The sequence below is a fragment of the Petrocella atlantisensis genome (assembly GCF_900538275.1).
Classification (GTDB): Bacteria; Bacillota; Clostridia; order Lachnospirales; family Vallitaleaceae; genus Petrocella; species Petrocella atlantisensis.
This window is the reverse complement of the sequence record NZ_LR130778.1, coordinates 303,289-320,713: the sequence shown is the minus strand read 5'-3', so window position 1 is coordinate 320,713 and position 17,425 is coordinate 303,289. Positions and strand designations below refer to the sequence as shown.

The 17,425-nt window shown below is 35.4% G+C and carries 15 protein-coding genes; all 15 read left to right on the top strand.

All coding sequences use genetic code 11. From position 1 onward, the window contains the following. Positions 1-197: 197 nt before the first annotated feature. The 15 genes from PATL70BA_RS01630 (at position 198) to PATL70BA_RS01560 (ending at position 17,422) form a co-directional block, all read left to right on the top strand. The gene (locus PATL70BA_RS01630) at positions 198-1,547 is read left to right on the top strand and encodes a phenylacetate--CoA ligase family protein (protein WP_125135737.1); all 1,350 of its coding nucleotides are present in this window, start codon (positions 198-200) and stop codon (positions 1,545-1,547) included. After that, positions 1,544-2,581, top strand: coding sequence for a glycosyltransferase (locus PATL70BA_RS01625; protein WP_125135736.1), 1,038 nt, complete (start codon positions 1,544-1,546; stop codon positions 2,579-2,581). Before PATL70BA_RS01630 ends, PATL70BA_RS01625 begins: the two co-directional genes overlap by 4 nt. A 99-nt stretch (positions 2,582-2,680) precedes the next feature. Next, positions 2,681-3,787, top strand: a complete 1,107-nt coding sequence (locus PATL70BA_RS01620) for a hypothetical protein (protein WP_125135735.1) — start codon at positions 2,681-2,683, stop codon at positions 3,785-3,787. Between the two features lie 184 nt (positions 3,788-3,971). Further along, positions 3,972-4,442, top strand: coding sequence for a lasso peptide biosynthesis B2 protein (locus tag PATL70BA_RS01615; protein WP_125135734.1), 471 nt, complete (start codon positions 3,972-3,974; stop codon positions 4,440-4,442). Between the two features lie 30 nt (positions 4,443-4,472). Beyond that, entirely contained in the window at positions 4,473-5,192 is a 720-nt protein-coding gene (locus PATL70BA_RS01610) for an IspD/TarI family cytidylyltransferase (RefSeq protein ID WP_172596055.1), read from the top strand. Between the two features lie 98 nt (positions 5,193-5,290). After that, a complete protein-coding gene (locus PATL70BA_RS01605; protein WP_125135732.1) occupies positions 5,291-6,007 on the top strand; it encodes an IspD/TarI family cytidylyltransferase in 717 nt (238 codons plus the stop codon). A gap of 46 nt (positions 6,008-6,053) precedes the next feature. After that, on the top strand, positions 6,054-6,641 hold the full coding sequence (locus PATL70BA_RS01600; protein ID WP_125135731.1) for a ribulose-phosphate 3-epimerase: 588 nt from the start codon (positions 6,054-6,056) through the stop codon (positions 6,639-6,641). Further along, positions 6,628-8,115 carry a sugar transferase gene (locus PATL70BA_RS01595; RefSeq protein ID WP_125135730.1) on the top strand — a complete coding sequence of 496 codons (1,488 nt, stop codon included), beginning with the start codon at positions 6,628-6,630 and terminating at the stop codon, positions 8,113-8,115. Before PATL70BA_RS01600 ends, PATL70BA_RS01595 begins: the two co-directional genes overlap by 14 nt. 27 nt (positions 8,116-8,142) lie before the next feature. Beyond that, a complete protein-coding gene (locus PATL70BA_RS01590; protein ID WP_125135729.1) occupies positions 8,143-9,411 on the top strand; it encodes a glycosyltransferase family 4 protein in 1,269 nt (422 codons plus the stop codon). A 1-nt stretch (position 9,412) separates the two neighbouring features. After that, positions 9,413-11,266, top strand: a complete 1,854-nt coding sequence (locus PATL70BA_RS01585; protein ID WP_125135728.1) for an alginate lyase family protein — start codon at positions 9,413-9,415, stop codon at positions 11,264-11,266. 27 nt (positions 11,267-11,293) lie between these two features. Continuing rightward, positions 11,294-12,478 carry a glycosyltransferase gene (locus PATL70BA_RS01580; RefSeq protein WP_125135727.1) on the top strand — a complete coding sequence of 395 codons (1,185 nt, stop codon included), beginning with the start codon at positions 11,294-11,296 and terminating at the stop codon, positions 12,476-12,478. 12 nt (positions 12,479-12,490) lie between these two features. Further along, positions 12,491-13,714: an O-antigen ligase family protein gene (locus PATL70BA_RS01575; RefSeq protein WP_125135726.1), complete on the top strand. Its 1,224-nt coding sequence runs from the start codon at positions 12,491-12,493 to the stop codon at positions 13,712-13,714. Next, positions 13,711-14,628, top strand: coding sequence for an ATP-grasp fold amidoligase family protein (locus PATL70BA_RS01570; protein ID WP_125135725.1), 918 nt, complete (start codon positions 13,711-13,713; stop codon positions 14,626-14,628). The genes PATL70BA_RS01575 and PATL70BA_RS01570 overlap by 4 nt, the downstream gene beginning before the upstream one ends. Positions 14,629-14,676: 48 nt before the next feature. After that, positions 14,677-16,209: an oligosaccharide flippase family protein gene (locus tag PATL70BA_RS01565; protein WP_125135724.1), complete on the top strand. Its 1,533-nt coding sequence runs from the start codon at positions 14,677-14,679 to the stop codon at positions 16,207-16,209. Then, positions 16,196-17,422, top strand: a complete 1,227-nt coding sequence (locus PATL70BA_RS01560; RefSeq protein ID WP_125135723.1) for a CDP-glycerol glycerophosphotransferase family protein — start codon at positions 16,196-16,198, stop codon at positions 17,420-17,422. Before PATL70BA_RS01565 ends, PATL70BA_RS01560 begins: the two co-directional genes overlap by 14 nt. Positions 17,423-17,425: the final 3 nt, after the last annotated feature.

Below are 17,425 nucleotides of genomic sequence, written 5' to 3'. Positions count from 1 at the left end.
TCACTATAAAAGCCATTAATTATCAATATTGACAGATATTTTAATAAATTATATACTGAAACAAGATGTCGGCCATTTGGAAATTATTTATTAGATTGAAGAGGTGAAGGGAATTTCAGTTATAAGCTAGAGCCTGTTGAAGAAATTTATAAGTTAGAAACTGAATTTAAAAATAAATTAGATGAGGAGTGGATTTAATGAGTCCTTTTGATAAAATATATGCTAAATCACCTATATTTATTCAGGAAATAGGCGTGAGTATTTTTGCTTTCAAAAGAGAATTAAAAAGATCTGGAATTACTTATAAAAAATATTTGAAATTTTTGATGAAGTCTTATTATTGGGATGAAAGTGTTATTGAGGAATATCAGTTAAATCAAACAAAAGAAATTATAGAGTGGTGTCAGAAGCATTCTTTGTACTATAAGAAGGTATTATCGGAGGTGAATGCATCTTCTTTAGTATTATCAGATATGAAGAATATTCCTATTTTGAAAAAAGAGGATTTAAGAAATCATTTTAATGAAATATTAACATCACAAAAAAATATTAATCTGTTTTTCACGAGTGGTACGAGTGGTGCAGTCTTAAAAACTGCTCTGTCAAATAATGAATGGGCTAAAGAGTATGCGTTTATTTGGAGACAACGGAAATTAGCTGGAATTAATAGATCTGATAAGCTTGCAACATTTGGAGGAAGGAATATTGTAGCCGTTGGCGAAAGAAAAATATTTTGGAGAAGGAATTATATAAATAATCAATTGTTATTTTCTGCATACCATATGAATGAGGAGAATTTAAGTAGCTATATCAAGAAATATAATGAATGGAAACCTGATTATGTTCAAGGTTTTCCATCATCAATTCATATTTTAGCAAAATACGCATTTGATAATAGCCTTTCTTTGCATAAACCAAAAGCAATATTCACTTCATCGGAAACTTTGCTACTTCATCAAAAGCAGGTTATTGAATCTGTATTTAAGGTTGAAATATATGATTACTATGGGAGTACAGAAAGAGCAGGTATAATTACACAATGTACTGAAGGTAATTATCATGTAAATATTGAATCTGGACTTTTAGAGGTTGTTGATGGTAGATTTTACTGGACAAGCTTCTTAAACAAAACAACACCGATGATCAGATATGATATTGGAGATACTGGAGACTACAAAATATTAAATAAAAGATGTGAATGTGGGACGTGTTTTCCTATTATCAATCAATTAAGTGGTCGTGTTGGAGACTATATTATTACAAAGGATGGTAGAGAACTTGGAAGACTAAGTCATATGTTTAAAGATAATATGAATATTAAAGAAGTGCAAATAGTTCAGGATATAATTGGAGAAATCACTATTAGAATTGTTCCGGATAAATATTTTGACCTAAAACATGCAGAATCTAAAATAATAAATGCATTTAGAGCGCGAATAGGTAATACTTTAGACATTAAAATAGAGATTTGTCAACACATAAGTAAGACGAAAAATGGAAAATTTAAATTTGTTATATCAAATATAGAAACGGGCGTGAAGAAATGACTAATGTAAAAGATGTTGTGTACTTAGGTGCATTTCCACCTCCTTATGGTGGTGTCACAATTAAAAATAGTATGCTTTATATGGAACTAAGTAAACATAAAAATGTGTATATAATTGAGTTGTCAAAAGTCAAAAAAATAAATTTGCACGAGATATTTAAATTTTTAACTGCGTTATTCTTTCAAAAAAAAATATTTATAGTAGGCGCTTCAGGATCTTGGAGAAAAAAAATCACCTATCTATTATACTTTTTTAATAGAAAATCACTAAAAAACTCTATCTTGATTGTCATGGGTGGGACAAGTGCAAAAAATATTTCTAAAGATGCCACATATCTTAAAATGGTTTCAAACTACAAGAAAGTCTATGTGGAAGCTGATGGGATGAAGAATGAGTTAGTAAAAGTCGGATTAAGTAATGTAAGTATTTTTCCTAATTGTAGAAATGAGAAAAATACCAAGGTAAAAATTAACTATCCGGATCAAAACAAAATGAAATGTGTATATTTTTCGTTGATATCGAAAGAAAAAGGAGCAGATATTATTTTTGAAACTGTCAAGATATTAGCGAAAAAAAATATTCAATTTGAAGTTGATTTCTTTGGAGCTATTGAAAAATCGTATCAAGAAGAATTTGAACAACAGACCAGTTTATATAATAATATAAATTATTGTGGAATTTTTAAGACGGATATAGCTGATGTTTACACAAAATTGAATGAGTATGATTTATTGTTGTTTCCAACTAGATGGAAAAATGAAGGTGTTCCTGGAGTCTTGGTTGAGTCGAAGATTGCTGCATTGCCAGCGATTGTTAGTGATATTAACTTCAACGCGGAAATCATTCATAACGGCATAGATGGTATCGTTTTAAAACACAATAATCCGGCTGAAATGGCGGTAGCAATAGAGCGTTTATATAATGATAAAGACTATTTATTTAAACTGAAAAAGAATGCATATGAATCAAGGTCAAAATATCTACTTGAAAACTATATTGATGAAATTGTCAATGAACTTGTTTACCAAAGTTAAAAATTGGAAAGAACTATTTAATGAACGGAATGAAGCAAAGTATGTAATTATAAGATTGTAATATGAGCTTCTTAAATAAGAATATGAGAGGTAAAAATAATGGAAAAAGCAAGCCAAATAAAAACGGTTGCAAGAAGATGTAAACCTTTGTATTTCTTTGATAAAGACCTTATTCTTGTTTATAGTAAAGGTTTTTTATACTTGTTAAATGCTTCAAATGGTACAAAAGATAAGGTTTGCGCTATGCCTATTGGTCTCATAAGAAAAATCCTGTCACAATTTCGAATTTTTGAACGTATACTTCGAATTGAACCAAGATTAGCGGTCCCCATTAATCACGATAACTTAATTTTACCATGTAAAGGTGTTTTTTACAGAGTCAATTTAAAGGATAAGAATATAACAATAGATCATGTTGTTAGAGAAAAAATGAGTAATCCACTTAACATTTGTGTTGTAAAAAATATAGAAGGATTTTCTGACTGTATTGCTTATGGAGAATATGGTAGTAATCCTTGTAAAGATGAGATGCATATCTACGCAAGAGGTTTGGAGATTTGGGATGGGTGGGAAATAAAGTACACATTCCCAAGTCGTACAATTAAGCATGTTCATGGACTGATTGCAGATCCATATCGAATGGGAGTTCTTGTACTTACGGGTGACACATATAAGGAGTCAGCTATATGGTTAGCCAAGCAAGATTTTAAAGAGTTATTGACTTTAGCGGGAGGGAGTCATCTGTATAGGTCGTGTTGGGCTTTTCCGAAAAAAGAAGGTATCATCTATGCAACGGACTCACCAAAAGAAGAAAATTATATATGTTTACTTAAACAGGTAGATGACAATTGGTATGTAGAAAAACTAAAAAAACTGATAGGTCCATGTATCTATGCTGGATGGTGGAAAGATCAATTTGCTTTTAGTACGACAGTTGAGCAAAGTAATGCAAAACAGAAAAAATATTATAAAATGCATCCAGAAAATCTGGATACTAAAACTAACCAAGTAGATGTTGTTGTTGGTAATCTTGAAAGAGGTTTTGCTTGTATAACAAGTTATCAAAAAGATAGATATGATCTTAACTTCTTTCAATATGGTTCTGTTCAGTTTTGTAATACGGAATCAGGTCATGAACTGTTGATGTATCCTGTAGCGGTAAAAAAAAATGATGGTAAACTTCTTGTTTGGTCTGACCAATCATAGTTGAAAAATTTGCATCTTTTTCATAAAAACTCCAATACAATATAATTAAAGTATAAGACTTGCTATTGTTACATGCTTACTTTTACATTATAATAGACTTATGCATGATGATTCTATAAGCCTATGTTTTTGACATGAAAGAACGGGTACTTAGGCTTTGAGAAGAAAGATTTGGGTGTTGTCTATGGTAAAAATAAAAAAATTACTGTTGTTTATTATAATTGCTATCTTGACAAGCTTCGGGCACATTGCGATTAAGCTTGTGCCCTTTAAGACTTTAATGCGTATAATGACAAATGTTGATGAGGTTGAGGCCGGTCCCTTGTCAAAGCAACAGGCTTACAGATTAAAATCAGTGGCTTTGACTTTAAGACGGGTACATAGACATGTTTTTTGGCGTGTGAAATGTTATGAGCAAGCGTTGGTTGCCTTATTTTTTGCCAGATTTTTGGGTATTAACATGATGATTTACTTTGGTCTCACAAAAGGCGAAGATGGTGAGCTTCTGGCTCATACATGGACAGAAGCGGGGGACATGTATATCACCGGTGGCGACAATGCCCATTTATTTTCTGTTGTCTATAAAAGAGGCTATAGGAAAAATAGAAACAGAATAGGTTACAGTCTAGGTGATACCAGAGTGAAAGGCACATAGGCACAATCCAACTTTGAAATGGAGATTTTTATGACGACATGTATTTTACTTGCAGGTGGTAATGGCACACGTACAGGTATTAATTGTCCCAAACAGTTTTTAGAGATTCAAGGTAAGCCAATTTTTTCTTATTGCTTACAGACACTTGAGCTTATAGAAGAAGTGGATGTGATCGTCATGGTGGTCCTTGAAACTTGGGAATCTTATGTTTGGGAATGGATTCAGAAGCTTGGTCTTAAGAAGTGCAAGTATATTGTTCATGGCGGTAAATCCAGACAACATTCAATCTACAACGGACTGATTAAAGCTCGGGCGTATATGGCAGATGAGGATGTCGTTATGGTTCATGATGCAGCAAGACCTCTTATTAATCCTGAGGTAGTTCGAAAGACGATAACAAAAGCCAGAGAAACCGGAGCTGCGATACCGGTCATTAAAGAAAATGATGCCTTATACATGAGTGCGGATGATATAAGTGTAGAACAGACTTTATCTAAATCAGGTTTGTACAGAGGGCAAACACCGGTTTGTATTCGGTTTGGTGATTACTACAATTTACATATTTCTGCCAGAGATGAAGATTTAATCAAAGCAAAAGGTAGCTGCTCTTTGTTGTTTCTAAACGATATAAAAGTGACCATGGTTGAAGGCGACGAAAAGACGTATAAGATTACAACAAAAAAAGATGTGGAGATGTTTATTGGCTATTTGAGTTTATTACACGAAGATTATTCCTGGATTGACAAATAAGAATTAGTAGCACATGATAAAGAAAGAGATAATGGGTAAAACATGGCCAATTTAGATAAATATAGATAGAAAGACAGTAATGAAACGGAGGGTATTTTATGAATGTAGCACTTATTTTTGCAGGTGGTAAAGGTCTTAGGATGGAGAATGCCGAAAGACCAAAGCAGTTTATTGAAGTTGAAGGTAGGGAAGTTATTATCCACACTTTATTGTGTTTTGAACAGCACGAAGAGATGGATGCTATTGCAGTAGTTTGCTTGGAAGAATGGCAAGATCATTTACGTAATCTGATAGAGATAGAAGGCATTAAAAAAGTGAAATGGATTGTTTCTGGTGGTGAGACAGGTCAGGAATCCATTTATAAAGGCCTAGAGGCCATCTATGAAGATTGTGAAAATCCTAAAAAGTCCATCGTACTTGTAAGTGATGGTGTTAGACCCTATGTTACCAATGAGGCGATTACCAATAATCTGGCATGCGTTAAAGAACATGGCACATCTGTAACGGTGGCCCATGTAGCGGAAGGCATCGTTGAAATCGATGATCATGGCATGATTAACCGGTTGCCTATAAGAAGCAGATGTATGTTTGCAAAAGCGCCTCAAGGATTTATTGTTGAAGAGCTGATGGCAGCGCACAAGAAAGCCATCGCTGATAATATGACACACTTTATTAACTCGGCTGAACTTATGAACCACTATGAACACCCACTGTATGTGGTAGTGGATTCTATTGATAATCTAAAAATAACGACGCAAACAGATCTTTTTACTTTTGGCGAGATTATCCGCAGACAAGAAGAGGCAGAAGCATAGGTATTTTAACATATAACTGTATCAGGAGAATACGGGGGTCGTAACTATGAGTAGATTTAATAAAAAGATATCGCCATCCATTATGTGTGGGGATTGGTTGAATATTGAAAAAATGATATATCAATTGGAAGCTGCAAAAGCAGATTGGATTCATGTTGACATTATGGACGGACATTATGTACCGAATATTACATTTGGCATAGATATGGTGAACCAAATCAGACGGATGGTAGACATACCTCTTGATGTTCATATGATGGCTTATCATCCAGAGAAGTTCTTTGATCGATTTGAATTGGATCAAAGGGATATTATAACAGTACACTATGAAGGCATTGAGAATCTGGACCAGATTATTAGCATGCTCAAAAAGAAAAAAGTCAAGATTGGCATTGCTCTAAAACCTGAAACAGATCCTTGTGTCCTTTTACCTTATTTAAATGATATATATATGGTATTACTTATGATGAATCAACCGGGCGGTTATGGCAAGTCTATGGAAGCCGGGATGATAGATAAGATTCGAGATACCAAGGCACTCATAGAAAGAAGTGGTAAAAAAGTATTAATAGAAGTGGATGGCAGTGTAAGCTTTGTTCTTGCAGGTGAGGAGTGGTCATTTGAAAGTATTTAAAGTTAAGAGTTTGGTTTTTGTAACTGCTATGGGCGATTTACTCTTATTTTTAGGCAGTTACGCATTGATTATTAAGGTCGCAGAATGGCTTTTAGGGTATAATCAAGCCATGGAAGACCATTTATGGTTATATGTACCGCTTGGCGGCTTAATTGTATTGGTTTTGATGTTGACCTTTGATATGTACCGTAATATATTTTATAGACAAATATCGGATATTATATTATCCATTGTTTTGATTGTCGTAAGTAACACAATCATCGGATTATTCATCGTAGGTTTTTTAGAGGTTTTTAGACTGCCTTTATGGATTATTCTATCTGCCGGTCTGTTCCAATTAGTGACCATCTCATTGTGGCGGGTGATTACATGGTATGTAAGAAAAACCATGCATAGCAAACAGAGCATTATGATTATTGGTGATCTGGACCAAGCTAAGTCATATACAATGAAGATTCTTGAGGAACAGGGGCATTTGTTTAACATTCGCTATATCTATGATTATGAAAATGGTATCGAGAATGCCTTTGAACTTATGGGAACGGTGGACCATGTTTTATTATGTAGTGGTGTCCAGAGTAAACATAGTGAAGAGATTTTCATATACTGCATGAGACATAATAAGAATGTCTTCATGATTCCGGATATTTTCTCCATTAACTTGAATAAGGCGAACTTTATTCAAGTCGAGGACGTACCGATTTTCAATTTAAGCCGTTTTGGCTTAACAAATGAGCAAAAGTTTGTTAAACGTGTCTTTGATATTGTTGTGGCCAGTATAGGCTTTTTGTTGGCATTACCAATACTCATTATTGTAAGTGTTATTATTAAGCTGACAGATTCAGGGCCGGTTTTCTTTAAGCAGGAACGTTTGACTGCCGGCAATAAGAAATTCCACGTCTTCAAATTCAGGACCATGGTCCTGAATGCGGAAGAGATGACAGGACCGGTACTGGCAACGGCTAAAGACCCAAGAATTACAAAAATCGGTCACTTTCTGCGTTCAACACGATTGGATGAGATACCTCAATTGATCAATGTGTTAAACGGAACCATGAGCATCGTTGGTCCAAGACCGGAGCGGGATTTTTTCGTAAAACAATTTGTAGAAACAACACCTTCATTTGAGTATCGTACAGCGGTCAAAGCCGGTATAACAGGTCTGGCACAAGTGCTTGGCAAATACACCACCTCCTTTGAGGACAAGTTAAGGTACGATCTTATGTACATTAAGAATTATACATTTCTTCTGGATATTAAGATTATCATTAAGACACTGAAGGTTATATTAACAAAAGAAGCTTCAGCCGGCTCGGATGAAGATATAGATTTTGATGCTTATTTGAAAAAGAAGGCTTTAAACAGAGTTATGACATCTTATGGTTGCATCATTACCTCCTTAAATAGCAGTGTTGTGGAGACAGAAACCAACAGTAAAAAAGCGGTTAGCTTAGGGGACGATAGGGTATCATAATATGGATTAAGACAAGAAGAGGTAACTATGACCGATCATACAGATAAAAAGATATGGATTTTGCACCATACTGCAACACCACCAAGTTTAAATGGATTTACAAGACCTTATGATTTTGCTCTGAACCTTCAACCTCTCGGTTATGAGGTTGAAGTGTTTGCGGCTTCACATTTGCATTACGCTAACTATAACTTGATTGATGACCGCCGATTGTTTTTGACTAAAAAAGAAAAAGGTGTTGGTTTTACATTTGTTAAAACCTTATCCTCTTCCGACAATGGTATCAAGCGTATTATGAATATGTTGGATTATTATAGAAATGTTCTTAAAGTCATCAAACGTATGTCAAAACAAGGTAATAAGCCGAATCTGATTATTGCTTCATCGCCGCATCCCTTAGCCATGCTCGCCGGTATAAAAGCTTCTAAGAAGCTTAAAGTGCCCTGCATATGTGAGGTTAGGGATTTTTGGCCTGAAGTTTTTTTTATTGGTGGAAGACTGAAAGAAAAAAGTCTGATAGGTCGGCTGTTGGTTAAGGGTGAATACTGGATTTACAAACATGCAGACGCCATGATTTTTCTTAAAGAAGGGGACTATACCTATCTGACAGATAAAAAATGGGATATAGAACAAGGCGGTCAGGTGGATCTTAAGAAATGCCATTATATTAATAATGGTGTGGATTTAAAGGCTTTTGACCGGAGAATGAAGGAAGACATCATCGATGATCCGGACCTTGAAGGTGACCATTTTAAGGTCATCTATGCAGGTGCCATAAGACCCGTTAACAACGTGGATAATATACTGGATGCGGCTGAGCATCTATTAGATCATAAGGCAATCCGGTTCTATATCTATGGTGACGGCAATCAATTAGATAGACTGAAAAAAAGAGCCGTCGATGAAGGCTTAACCAATGTTGTCTTCAAAGGTTATATTGAAAAACAGTACATTCCTTATGTCCTGAGTAAGGCTTCTGTTAATATTCTTAACTATTCACAAAGCATGTATAATTGGTCAAGAGGGAACAGCTCCAATAAGCTTTTTGAATATATGGCTTCAGGCAAACCCATAATATCCACTGTTAAGATGGGGTATTCTCTGATTGACCGGTATGATTGTGGTCTGTCCTTAGATGAGGATCGACCTGAAAATCTTGCTAAGGCTGTCCTGCAATTGTATGAACTGCCAAAAGAAGCCTATGACCAAATGGGCCATAACGGAAGAATGGGTGTCCGTGATTTTGATTATAAGGCGTTAACAAATAAACTGGTTTCTGTGATTGAGAGTTTATAAGATGATAAAATCAATACGTTCCATACTAACTGAATATGGCATTGTGTGGACAATCAACCGATTGTTGTATGCCGGAAAATTAAAAATGATGGCAATCCTACCGGCTACAGAAGAATTCTTTGAGAAAAAGGTGTTTGTGAAAAGGGTGGATATGTTTGACTTTGATTTGCCAAGCATCAGCGCCTTTTTGAGTCACTTAGATGAGGCAGAAAAAGCAGATGTGATAACCAAGGCGGATGAAGGCATAGAAGGTATTATGACCGGTTTTTCTTCAATTAAGCTTGATTACGGTCAACCCATACTTTGGCATATGAACCCTTTGACGGGTGTGACGGGGCCCTCAGATATCAAATGGTATAAAATCCCTGATTTTGATCAAAGTCTTGGGGACATCAAAGTGGTTTGGGAAGCTTCCAGGTTGACACATTTTTTGTATTTTGCCAGAGCCTATATGTTGACAGGAGATGCTAAGTATTATAAGACCTTTTCTATGCAACTGAAGGACTGGCTGAAGCATAATCCATATGGCTATGGCGCCAATTTTAAATGCGGACAAGAAGCTTCATTGCGTATGGTGAATGTTCTCATGGCTTACAGCGTTTTCTCGGGCTACGATCTAACAGATCAGACAGATGAGGATGCGGTTAAGTTATTGGTTGAAGGAAGCTATAAAAAAGTGTTATCGAATTTCTTCTATGCCCATAAATGCATTAAAAACAACCACACCTTTACAGAAATACTGGGTATGATTGTTGGTGCATGGTGTTGTGAAGACTTTAGACGGGTGAGGAAAGGCTATACTTTGATGGACAAAGAGATTGAAAATCAATTTATGTCCGATGGTGGCTTTAGTCAATATTCTTTCAATTACCATCGGTTTACCCTTCAGATTGTTGAATGTCTCTATAAAGTGAGTCATAAAACGGGTCTGAGTATAGCACAGTCGGAATTGATTAAGAAAAGTGTTTTACAATTGTTTCAGGTTCAGACAGAAGATGGAGACTTACCGAATTATGGTTCCAATGATGGTGCCCTGATTTTCCCCCTTACCACCTGTGGCTATCGAGATTATAGACCGGTTCTAGGCACCATATATGGGCTGATTGAAGGAAAAAGATTGTATGATTATGGTCCATATGATGAAGAAATGCTCTGGTTTATAGGTGAAATGCATATGCCGGTTGCTCGGGTATACCGTGTTCCTTCTAACTTTATGGCGTCCGGCTTCTTCACGCTGAGACACAAAGATGGGTTCGTTATGACCTATGCCCAAGATTATAAAACCAGACCTGCCCATATGGATCAGTTGCACATAGAGTTATGGCATAAGGGCATTAATATTTTTTGTGATGCAGGCACGTATTCTTATGCCAGTGATCTTGGTAAGTACTTGGCATCTACAGCCGGTCATAATACAGCTGTGATTCCGGATCTGGATCAGATGAACAAAAAAGGTGCTTTTATGGTTATGAATTGGACCAAGAGAGAAAAAATGATTTATAATCATAAACAAATACAAGGCACGATAGTATCACAAAATGGTTACCGACACACCAGAATCATTAAGCATGCCGAATTTGGCTATAAACTAATAGACAAGGTAAAGGTAAAGGCAGATCGACAAACATGTACTTTTCTTTTTCATACACCCTGTGATGTTCAAGTAGATGACGGTGGTTTTGGACTTGTGATGGCGGGAGAGACGATTGCCTTTGTATCAACAGAAGGTAAGATACATGTGGAAGAAAGTTATAGAAGCTTGTACTATCTTCGCAAAGAAACCATACGTTGTGTTGTAGTCACCCTTCCATTTGTTAACAAGATGTGCTTGGCATTTTTTGATATACGATTATAGGATAGGGTACATGAAGGAGTTTTTGATATGAAGCATATTGCAATTATTATTCCCCAAATCGGCACAGGCGGGGCTGAAAAAGTGGCGACCATACTATCTAACGCGTTTCATAATGCCGGACACAAAGTCTATGTGATTGTAAATGATGATAAGATTCAGGATTATGCGTATTCCGGTGAACTGATATCTTTGAAATCAGGCGCATCTACGAACCCCCTTATAAAAGGCATGAATCTTATACAAAGATTGGTTAAGACCAGAAAACTAAAGAAAGTACTGGCCATTGACACTTCCATAAGTATGCTCAATGGTTCTAATATATTGAATCTTCTATCAAGAGGACGGGGTAGGACTATAGTATCCGTTCGAAACAATATGGAGAAAAATAATAGGGGCTTGATGGGTGCCCTTAACAATATGGCCATGAGACACCTGTATAAAAAAGCGGATAAAATCGTGGCGGTTTCTCAAGTCATCTGTAATGATTTGGTGAAGAAATATGGTTTCGATCAAAAACATCAGATTATGGCAATCTACAACCCTTATGAATTGGCGGTTATTGAGAAATTGTCCAGTGACCCTATGATGGATGAGGAATTAGCAATATTCACACATCCGACAGTCATCACCGCTGGAAGACTAGATAGTCAAAAAGGTCATTGGCACCTTATAAGGGCTTTTGCTGAGGTGAAAAAGGTAATCAAAGATGCCAAGTTGATTATACTGGGTAAAGGCGAATTAAGCGGATACTTAAGTCAACTGGCAAAAGACTTACAAATAGAGACGGATGTTCATTTTCTTGGATTTCAAAAAAATCCCTATAAGTATTTTGAAAAAGCCTCTGTTTTTGTTTTGCCTTCTCTTTATGAAGGGTTTCCTAACGCCTTATGTGAAGCCATGATATGCGGATTACCGGTAATTGCTTCGGATTGCATATCAGGTCCAAGGGAAATCTTGGCACCGGACACCCCACTTGATACCATCTGCACAGATACTACATATGAAACCTACGGTATCTTAACGCCGGAGTGTGACGGTGTGATGTATATGGCATCAGATGCTCTGACAAAAGAGGAAAGGTGTTTATCATCGACTATGATTAAAATTATTGAAGACCAAACACTACGTGAGTCATACGCAAAGAAGGCGAAAAGCAGAGCTATTGGATTTGGCGTAGACAAGATAATGAAACTGTGGGAAGAAATTTTATGATTGGGGTTTATTATGGAATCTAAAACATGGACTGGTATAATTCGAGTAGTTTTGTTTCTTTATATTTTTTCTCTTTATTTATTTACGTTTAGAGTAGATTATTATATTTATAGCAATATAATTGGCCTAGTGATGGTTGCTTTGATATGGATTGAAATTATACTTCAGAATAAGAATTTACTTATCAGTCAATATGTAATCATGTCTACTGCTTTTATTATAGTTTGTTTGACAACCTATTTTATTGCAATTGATGCCAACCTGGTGCTTTCTAAATCTATAACTTTAATACAACTGCTTATATTGTCTTTCTCTCTAGTTAATTACCTTGATGACTGTAAAAAAATCAATGAAATAATTCGATATTTTATCTTCTCAGGCTTTTGTGCTAGTGTTTATATTCTAAATATTTCAAATTTCGATGTATTATCTAGAATGGGTGGTGAACTGGGTAATCAAAATGAAGTTGGCATGATTATTGGCATTTCATCTATATTCGCATTTTATTTAATTGTTACGGAACAAAAGTTTATTTATATACCTATATTTCTTGTTATGGTGGGTGTTATCATCCTTACAGGATCTAGAAAATCTATTTTGTTTTTATTTTTAAACATTGTGATGATTATTTACTTAAAGAATAAAGATAGTTACATGAATCGTACCAAGGCAATTCTTATGATTATTTTGTTTCTGTGGATTGGGTACTATATTATATTTAACAACCCAATTTTCTATGATATCTTGGGCGAACGAATTGAAAATATGTTTAATTTCATCACCGGAAGAGGAACAGACGAAGGGTCTATGAATGCGAGGTCATATATGATTTTTCAAGGAATCGAGTACTGGAAAGAGAGGCCTCTTTTCGGTTTTGGTATCAATAATTATAGGGAGTTATATGTTGATTCTCCAGGTGGTAGGTACACTTATGCTCATAATAATTTCATTGAGGTTTTGGTTGGTACCGGCCTGATAGGATTGCTGGTTTACTATTTAGGTCATCTTAGTGTTATATGGGATATGATGAAACTTAGGTTATTTGAAAATGAAGAAATGCTTAAGTATACATTTATCGGTATCATTATTGCTTACTTCTTTATCGGAACATCTTTGGTCTACTATGAATCTAAACATTTTGTCATAATAATGTCTGTTGCAAGTGCCTATATTTCAATCAAAACAAAAACAAATATGGAGATTGGGTCACTTAGGAAAAACAAGGAGAATTTATGAAAAAAATAATAAAAAAAATAATTCTAGAACATGAAACGAACAAGTATATTTATGAAAGTATAAAGGAAACCTATAGTAAATATTGTATGACAGATGAACAACTGGTTAAAAAAAAATTCAGAAAGCATCTGGAAAGAGAAGTGATTCTAGATGCACCAGTCAAGTACAACGATAAATTACAATGGTTGAAGCTCTATTGGAGAGATTCAAAAGCGACCTTGTGTGCAGACAAATATGAGGTTAGAAAAATTATTGAGAATACTATTGGTGCACAATATTTGAACGAACTGATTGCTGTCTATGACAAAGTTGAAGACATTGACATAAATCAGTTGCCAGACAGCTTTGTTTTAAAAGGTACCCATGGATCCGGGTTCAATATTATCTGTAAAGATAAAAAGGAGTTGGATTGGCCAAAAGCCCAAAAAATAATGCGCCATTGGCTGAAAAGGAACTACCATTGGACAAAAAGAGAATGGGTCTATAAGGATATCAAACCCAGAATCGTTTGTGAAAAATACTTAGAAGAGATGGATGTAGGCGAACTGAGGGACTATAAGATTTTCTGCTTTAATGGTGAACCTAAAGTCATAGAGGTTGATTTTGATCGTTTTGTAGCCCATAAGAGAAATATCTATGACTTGGACTGGAACCTGTTAGAGGGTGAGATTAAGTACCCAAGAGACCCTCATTATATCATTGAAAAGCCGGATAAACTTAAGGAGATGTTAGACCTTAGTCGCATATTAGCACAAGGATTTCCTCATGTTCGGGTTGACTTTTACATCGTGGAAGACCGTTTGTACTTTGGTGAGTTAACCTTTTTCCATGAAAGCGGTACGGGTGCTTTTCGGCCGGAGGCTTTCGAAATCGAGATGGGTAACTGGATAGAATTACCAACAAGGAATAATTAGAACATCACTTAAGTTGGTGTAATGGGATAAAGGGGAATCGACAGGATTATGACCGAAAAAAAGAAAGTGCTTGAAAATTCAGTTTTTTATATTTTTAGTGCCATGCTGATTCAAGCTGTAGGATTTTTGTTATTACCAATATACACAAGGTTTATGACCCCGGACGATTTTGGTATTATAAGTTTAATCAACGGGTTCGTAGCAGTTTTTACATTCATTGTTGCATTTTCGCTGTATTCAGCTGCGGTTCGTTTTTATGCTGATTTCAAGGATGATCATGGTCAGCTAAAAAAGCTTTATAGTACATTGGTGACGTTTATTATCCTTTCAAATATTGTTTTTTTCCTGTTCTGTCTTCTTTTTAGAAATCAGATTGCAAAGTGGATGTTTGATGGTGTTGTATTTTTCCCAATCGTTTTTTTGGCGATATTGTTGCTGGTTTTTGTATCTCTACACTCTTTACATCAAAGTATTATGCAAGGAAGACAACAAGGTAAGAAGCTGGTTATTGTTAACCTCATAGTATTTGGACTGACGGTTGTTTTGAAAATCTTATTTGTTGTGGTTTTCAGATACGGGGCGGTTGGCTTTTTACTCGCCCAATTAATCATCAATGGTTTGTATTTCTTTTATATGATCTATGATTTGAGAAGAGAAGATCTTTTTTCATTTGGTCTAGATCGGAAAATCCTTAAAAAGACTTTAACTTATTCTATACCACTTATGCCTCATAATCTATCAACACGGATAGCCAGCTTAATATCTAGGGTGCTGATTAACCAGTCAGGAACACTGGCCTTGGTTGGTCTATATAGTATTTCTATGCAGTTTGCTTCACTCATCGATATGGTTCAGACCTCTGTGAATAAGGCTTTCCAACCTTGGTTTTTTATAACGATGAACAATCAGGATGAGCACAGTAAGATTGAGATTGTTAAGCTTTCAGATTTTCTTTTGATCCTGTATTCCATTATTTATATGGGTGTTGGGTTGTTTTCTCAAGAAATCATCATGATAGTAACGAGTGAGCGCTATTATATGTCTTGGACCATCATTCCGGTTTTGGTTATTGGGTTTTCAATCAAATCCATATATTACTTCTATGTGAATGTGGTGATGTATTACAAGGCTGCTACGAAGAAGCTTTTTATTGCCACCTTGACAGGTAGTTTAGCCGATATCCTAATTGCCTATCTTTTGATTCCGCTACTAGGTTCATTTGGAGCGGCGTTATCGTTTATTTTAGCTAAGTTTATTGTGGTTGCAATCGTGGTTTATCTAAGTAGGCAATTTGACTCTATAGGTTATAGCGTTCTAAGAATGATGGGTGTCATCTTACCCAGCCTTGGTTTTATGTTCATAGGCTTGTATTTTAGTTATACCAAGTATATATCATCTTTTTATTGGATGAATCTTATGTACAAGATTCTGATACTTTTTATTTACTTAGGTTATATTTATTTTATTAATCGTACAACAATTAATAAAACCATTCAATCCGGACAATTAAAAAAAATGCTACAAAGTAAAAAGAAAAATGTAATAATTGATGAAGAGGAGCGTATAAATGAAGAAAATTAAAATGTGGGTTAAAAAGATACCTTTGGTCGGCAGCAGTGTAAGCAAGCTTTTTGATTATTATAGAAAGGCTTATATGTTTTTTTGTAACAAAATACTGGGTGTTGATGAAAATCGGGCTGTCTTTATTAGCTTTAACGGTTTATCCTATTCAGATAATCCAAGAGCGTTGTCAGAAAAATTTCATGCATTACAACCGGAAATAGAAATTGTCTGGCTTTTCCTTCGCCCGGAAGAAAAAGCGGATATCGTACCGGCGTATGTGAAGTGTGTGAAAGAAGGCACCTTAGAAGCACTAAAAGTTCTAGCCACTTCAAAAATATGGGTGGATAATTTCTGTAAACCTTTATATACATATAAAGGTAAGAATCAAATCTATGTTCAGACGTGGCATGGAGATCGAGGCTTCAAAAAAGTTCTGTATAATTCAACCTTTTTGCCAAAAACCTTCCGTATCCTTGAAAAAGATATATGTGATGTTATGGTTTCGGGTTCGGAGTTTGGAAAAAGTGTGCATGAGACTGCTTTTAGATTTGATGGGCTTACCCTTAATAACGGTACACCTAGAAATGATATGTTGGCGAAAAATGATCCTGAAAGGAAAAAAGTCATAGATAAAAAATTGAGGCAACTCATGGGTATCGGCTCTGAAGTGAAGATATTCCTGTATGCACCAACCTTAAGACGTAAAGCGTCTGAATCCGGCGGGAAGCAAGCTAGTGATGGTATTGATTTGGTGAAAATATTGGAAGTACTTGAAGATAAGTTCAAGGAAGAATGGTGCTGTGTTGTAAGGGCCCATAGTGCTGTTGGCGGTATTGAAGGCATTCCAAAGGACTATGATAAAATCAAAAACGGTAATCTTGTAGAAGATATGAATGATTTGTTGTTTATAACAGATTTTTTGATAACAGATTATTCTTCCAGTGCCGGTGATCTTGCACTACTTAATAAACCGATTATTCTTTTCCAGTCTGACCGAGAGGCCTATATTGACAGGGATCGAACTTTTTATTTTGATATTGATGACACACCTTTTATTATTGTTGAAAACAATACAGAATTAATACATGAACTGGAAAAACTAGATATGGATCAGATACCTGATAATTGTAAAGCGATTCTTGATTTTTACACAACCAATGAGACCGGTGAATCTTCAGAAAAGATCGTTGAGTATATTATGAATAAGATTGAGAAAAACCCACATAGATAGAGA

Excerpts from the sequence above, each read along its gene's own strand:
- PATL70BA_RS01575 (WP_125135726.1), top strand. The coding sequence starts at position 12,491 with ATGGAATCTAAAACATGGACTGGTATAATTCGAGTAGTTTTGTTTCTT.
- PATL70BA_RS01600 (WP_125135731.1), top strand. The coding sequence starts at position 6,054 with ATGAGTAGATTTAATAAAAAGATATCGCCATCCATTATGTGTGGGGAT.
- PATL70BA_RS01630 (WP_125135737.1), top strand. The coding sequence starts at position 198 with ATGAGTCCTTTTGATAAAATATATGCTAAATCACCTATATTTATTCAG.
- PATL70BA_RS01585 (WP_125135728.1), top strand. The coding sequence starts at position 9,413 with ATGATAAAATCAATACGTTCCATACTAACTGAATATGGCATTGTGTGG.
- PATL70BA_RS01580 (WP_125135727.1), top strand. The coding sequence starts at position 11,294 with ATGAAGCATATTGCAATTATTATTCCCCAAATCGGCACAGGCGGGGCT.
- PATL70BA_RS01610 (WP_172596055.1), top strand. The coding sequence starts at position 4,473 with ATGACGACATGTATTTTACTTGCAGGTGGTAATGGCACACGTACAGGT.
- PATL70BA_RS01620 (WP_125135735.1), top strand. The coding sequence starts at position 2,681 with ATGGAAAAAGCAAGCCAAATAAAAACGGTTGCAAGAAGATGTAAACCT.
- PATL70BA_RS01590 (WP_125135729.1), top strand. The coding sequence starts at position 8,143 with ATGACCGATCATACAGATAAAAAGATATGGATTTTGCACCATACTGCA.
- PATL70BA_RS01625 (WP_125135736.1), top strand. The coding sequence starts at position 1,544 with ATGACTAATGTAAAAGATGTTGTGTACTTAGGTGCATTTCCACCTCCT.
- PATL70BA_RS01560 (WP_125135723.1), top strand. The coding sequence starts at position 16,196 with ATGAAGAAAATTAAAATGTGGGTTAAAAAGATACCTTTGGTCGGCAGC.
- PATL70BA_RS01565 (WP_125135724.1), top strand. The coding sequence starts at position 14,677 with ATGACCGAAAAAAAGAAAGTGCTTGAAAATTCAGTTTTTTATATTTTT.
- PATL70BA_RS01570 (WP_125135725.1), top strand. The coding sequence starts at position 13,711 with ATGAAAAAAATAATAAAAAAAATAATTCTAGAACATGAAACGAACAAG.
- PATL70BA_RS01615 (WP_125135734.1), top strand. The coding sequence starts at position 3,972 with ATGGTAAAAATAAAAAAATTACTGTTGTTTATTATAATTGCTATCTTG.
- PATL70BA_RS01605 (WP_125135732.1), top strand. The coding sequence starts at position 5,291 with ATGAATGTAGCACTTATTTTTGCAGGTGGTAAAGGTCTTAGGATGGAG.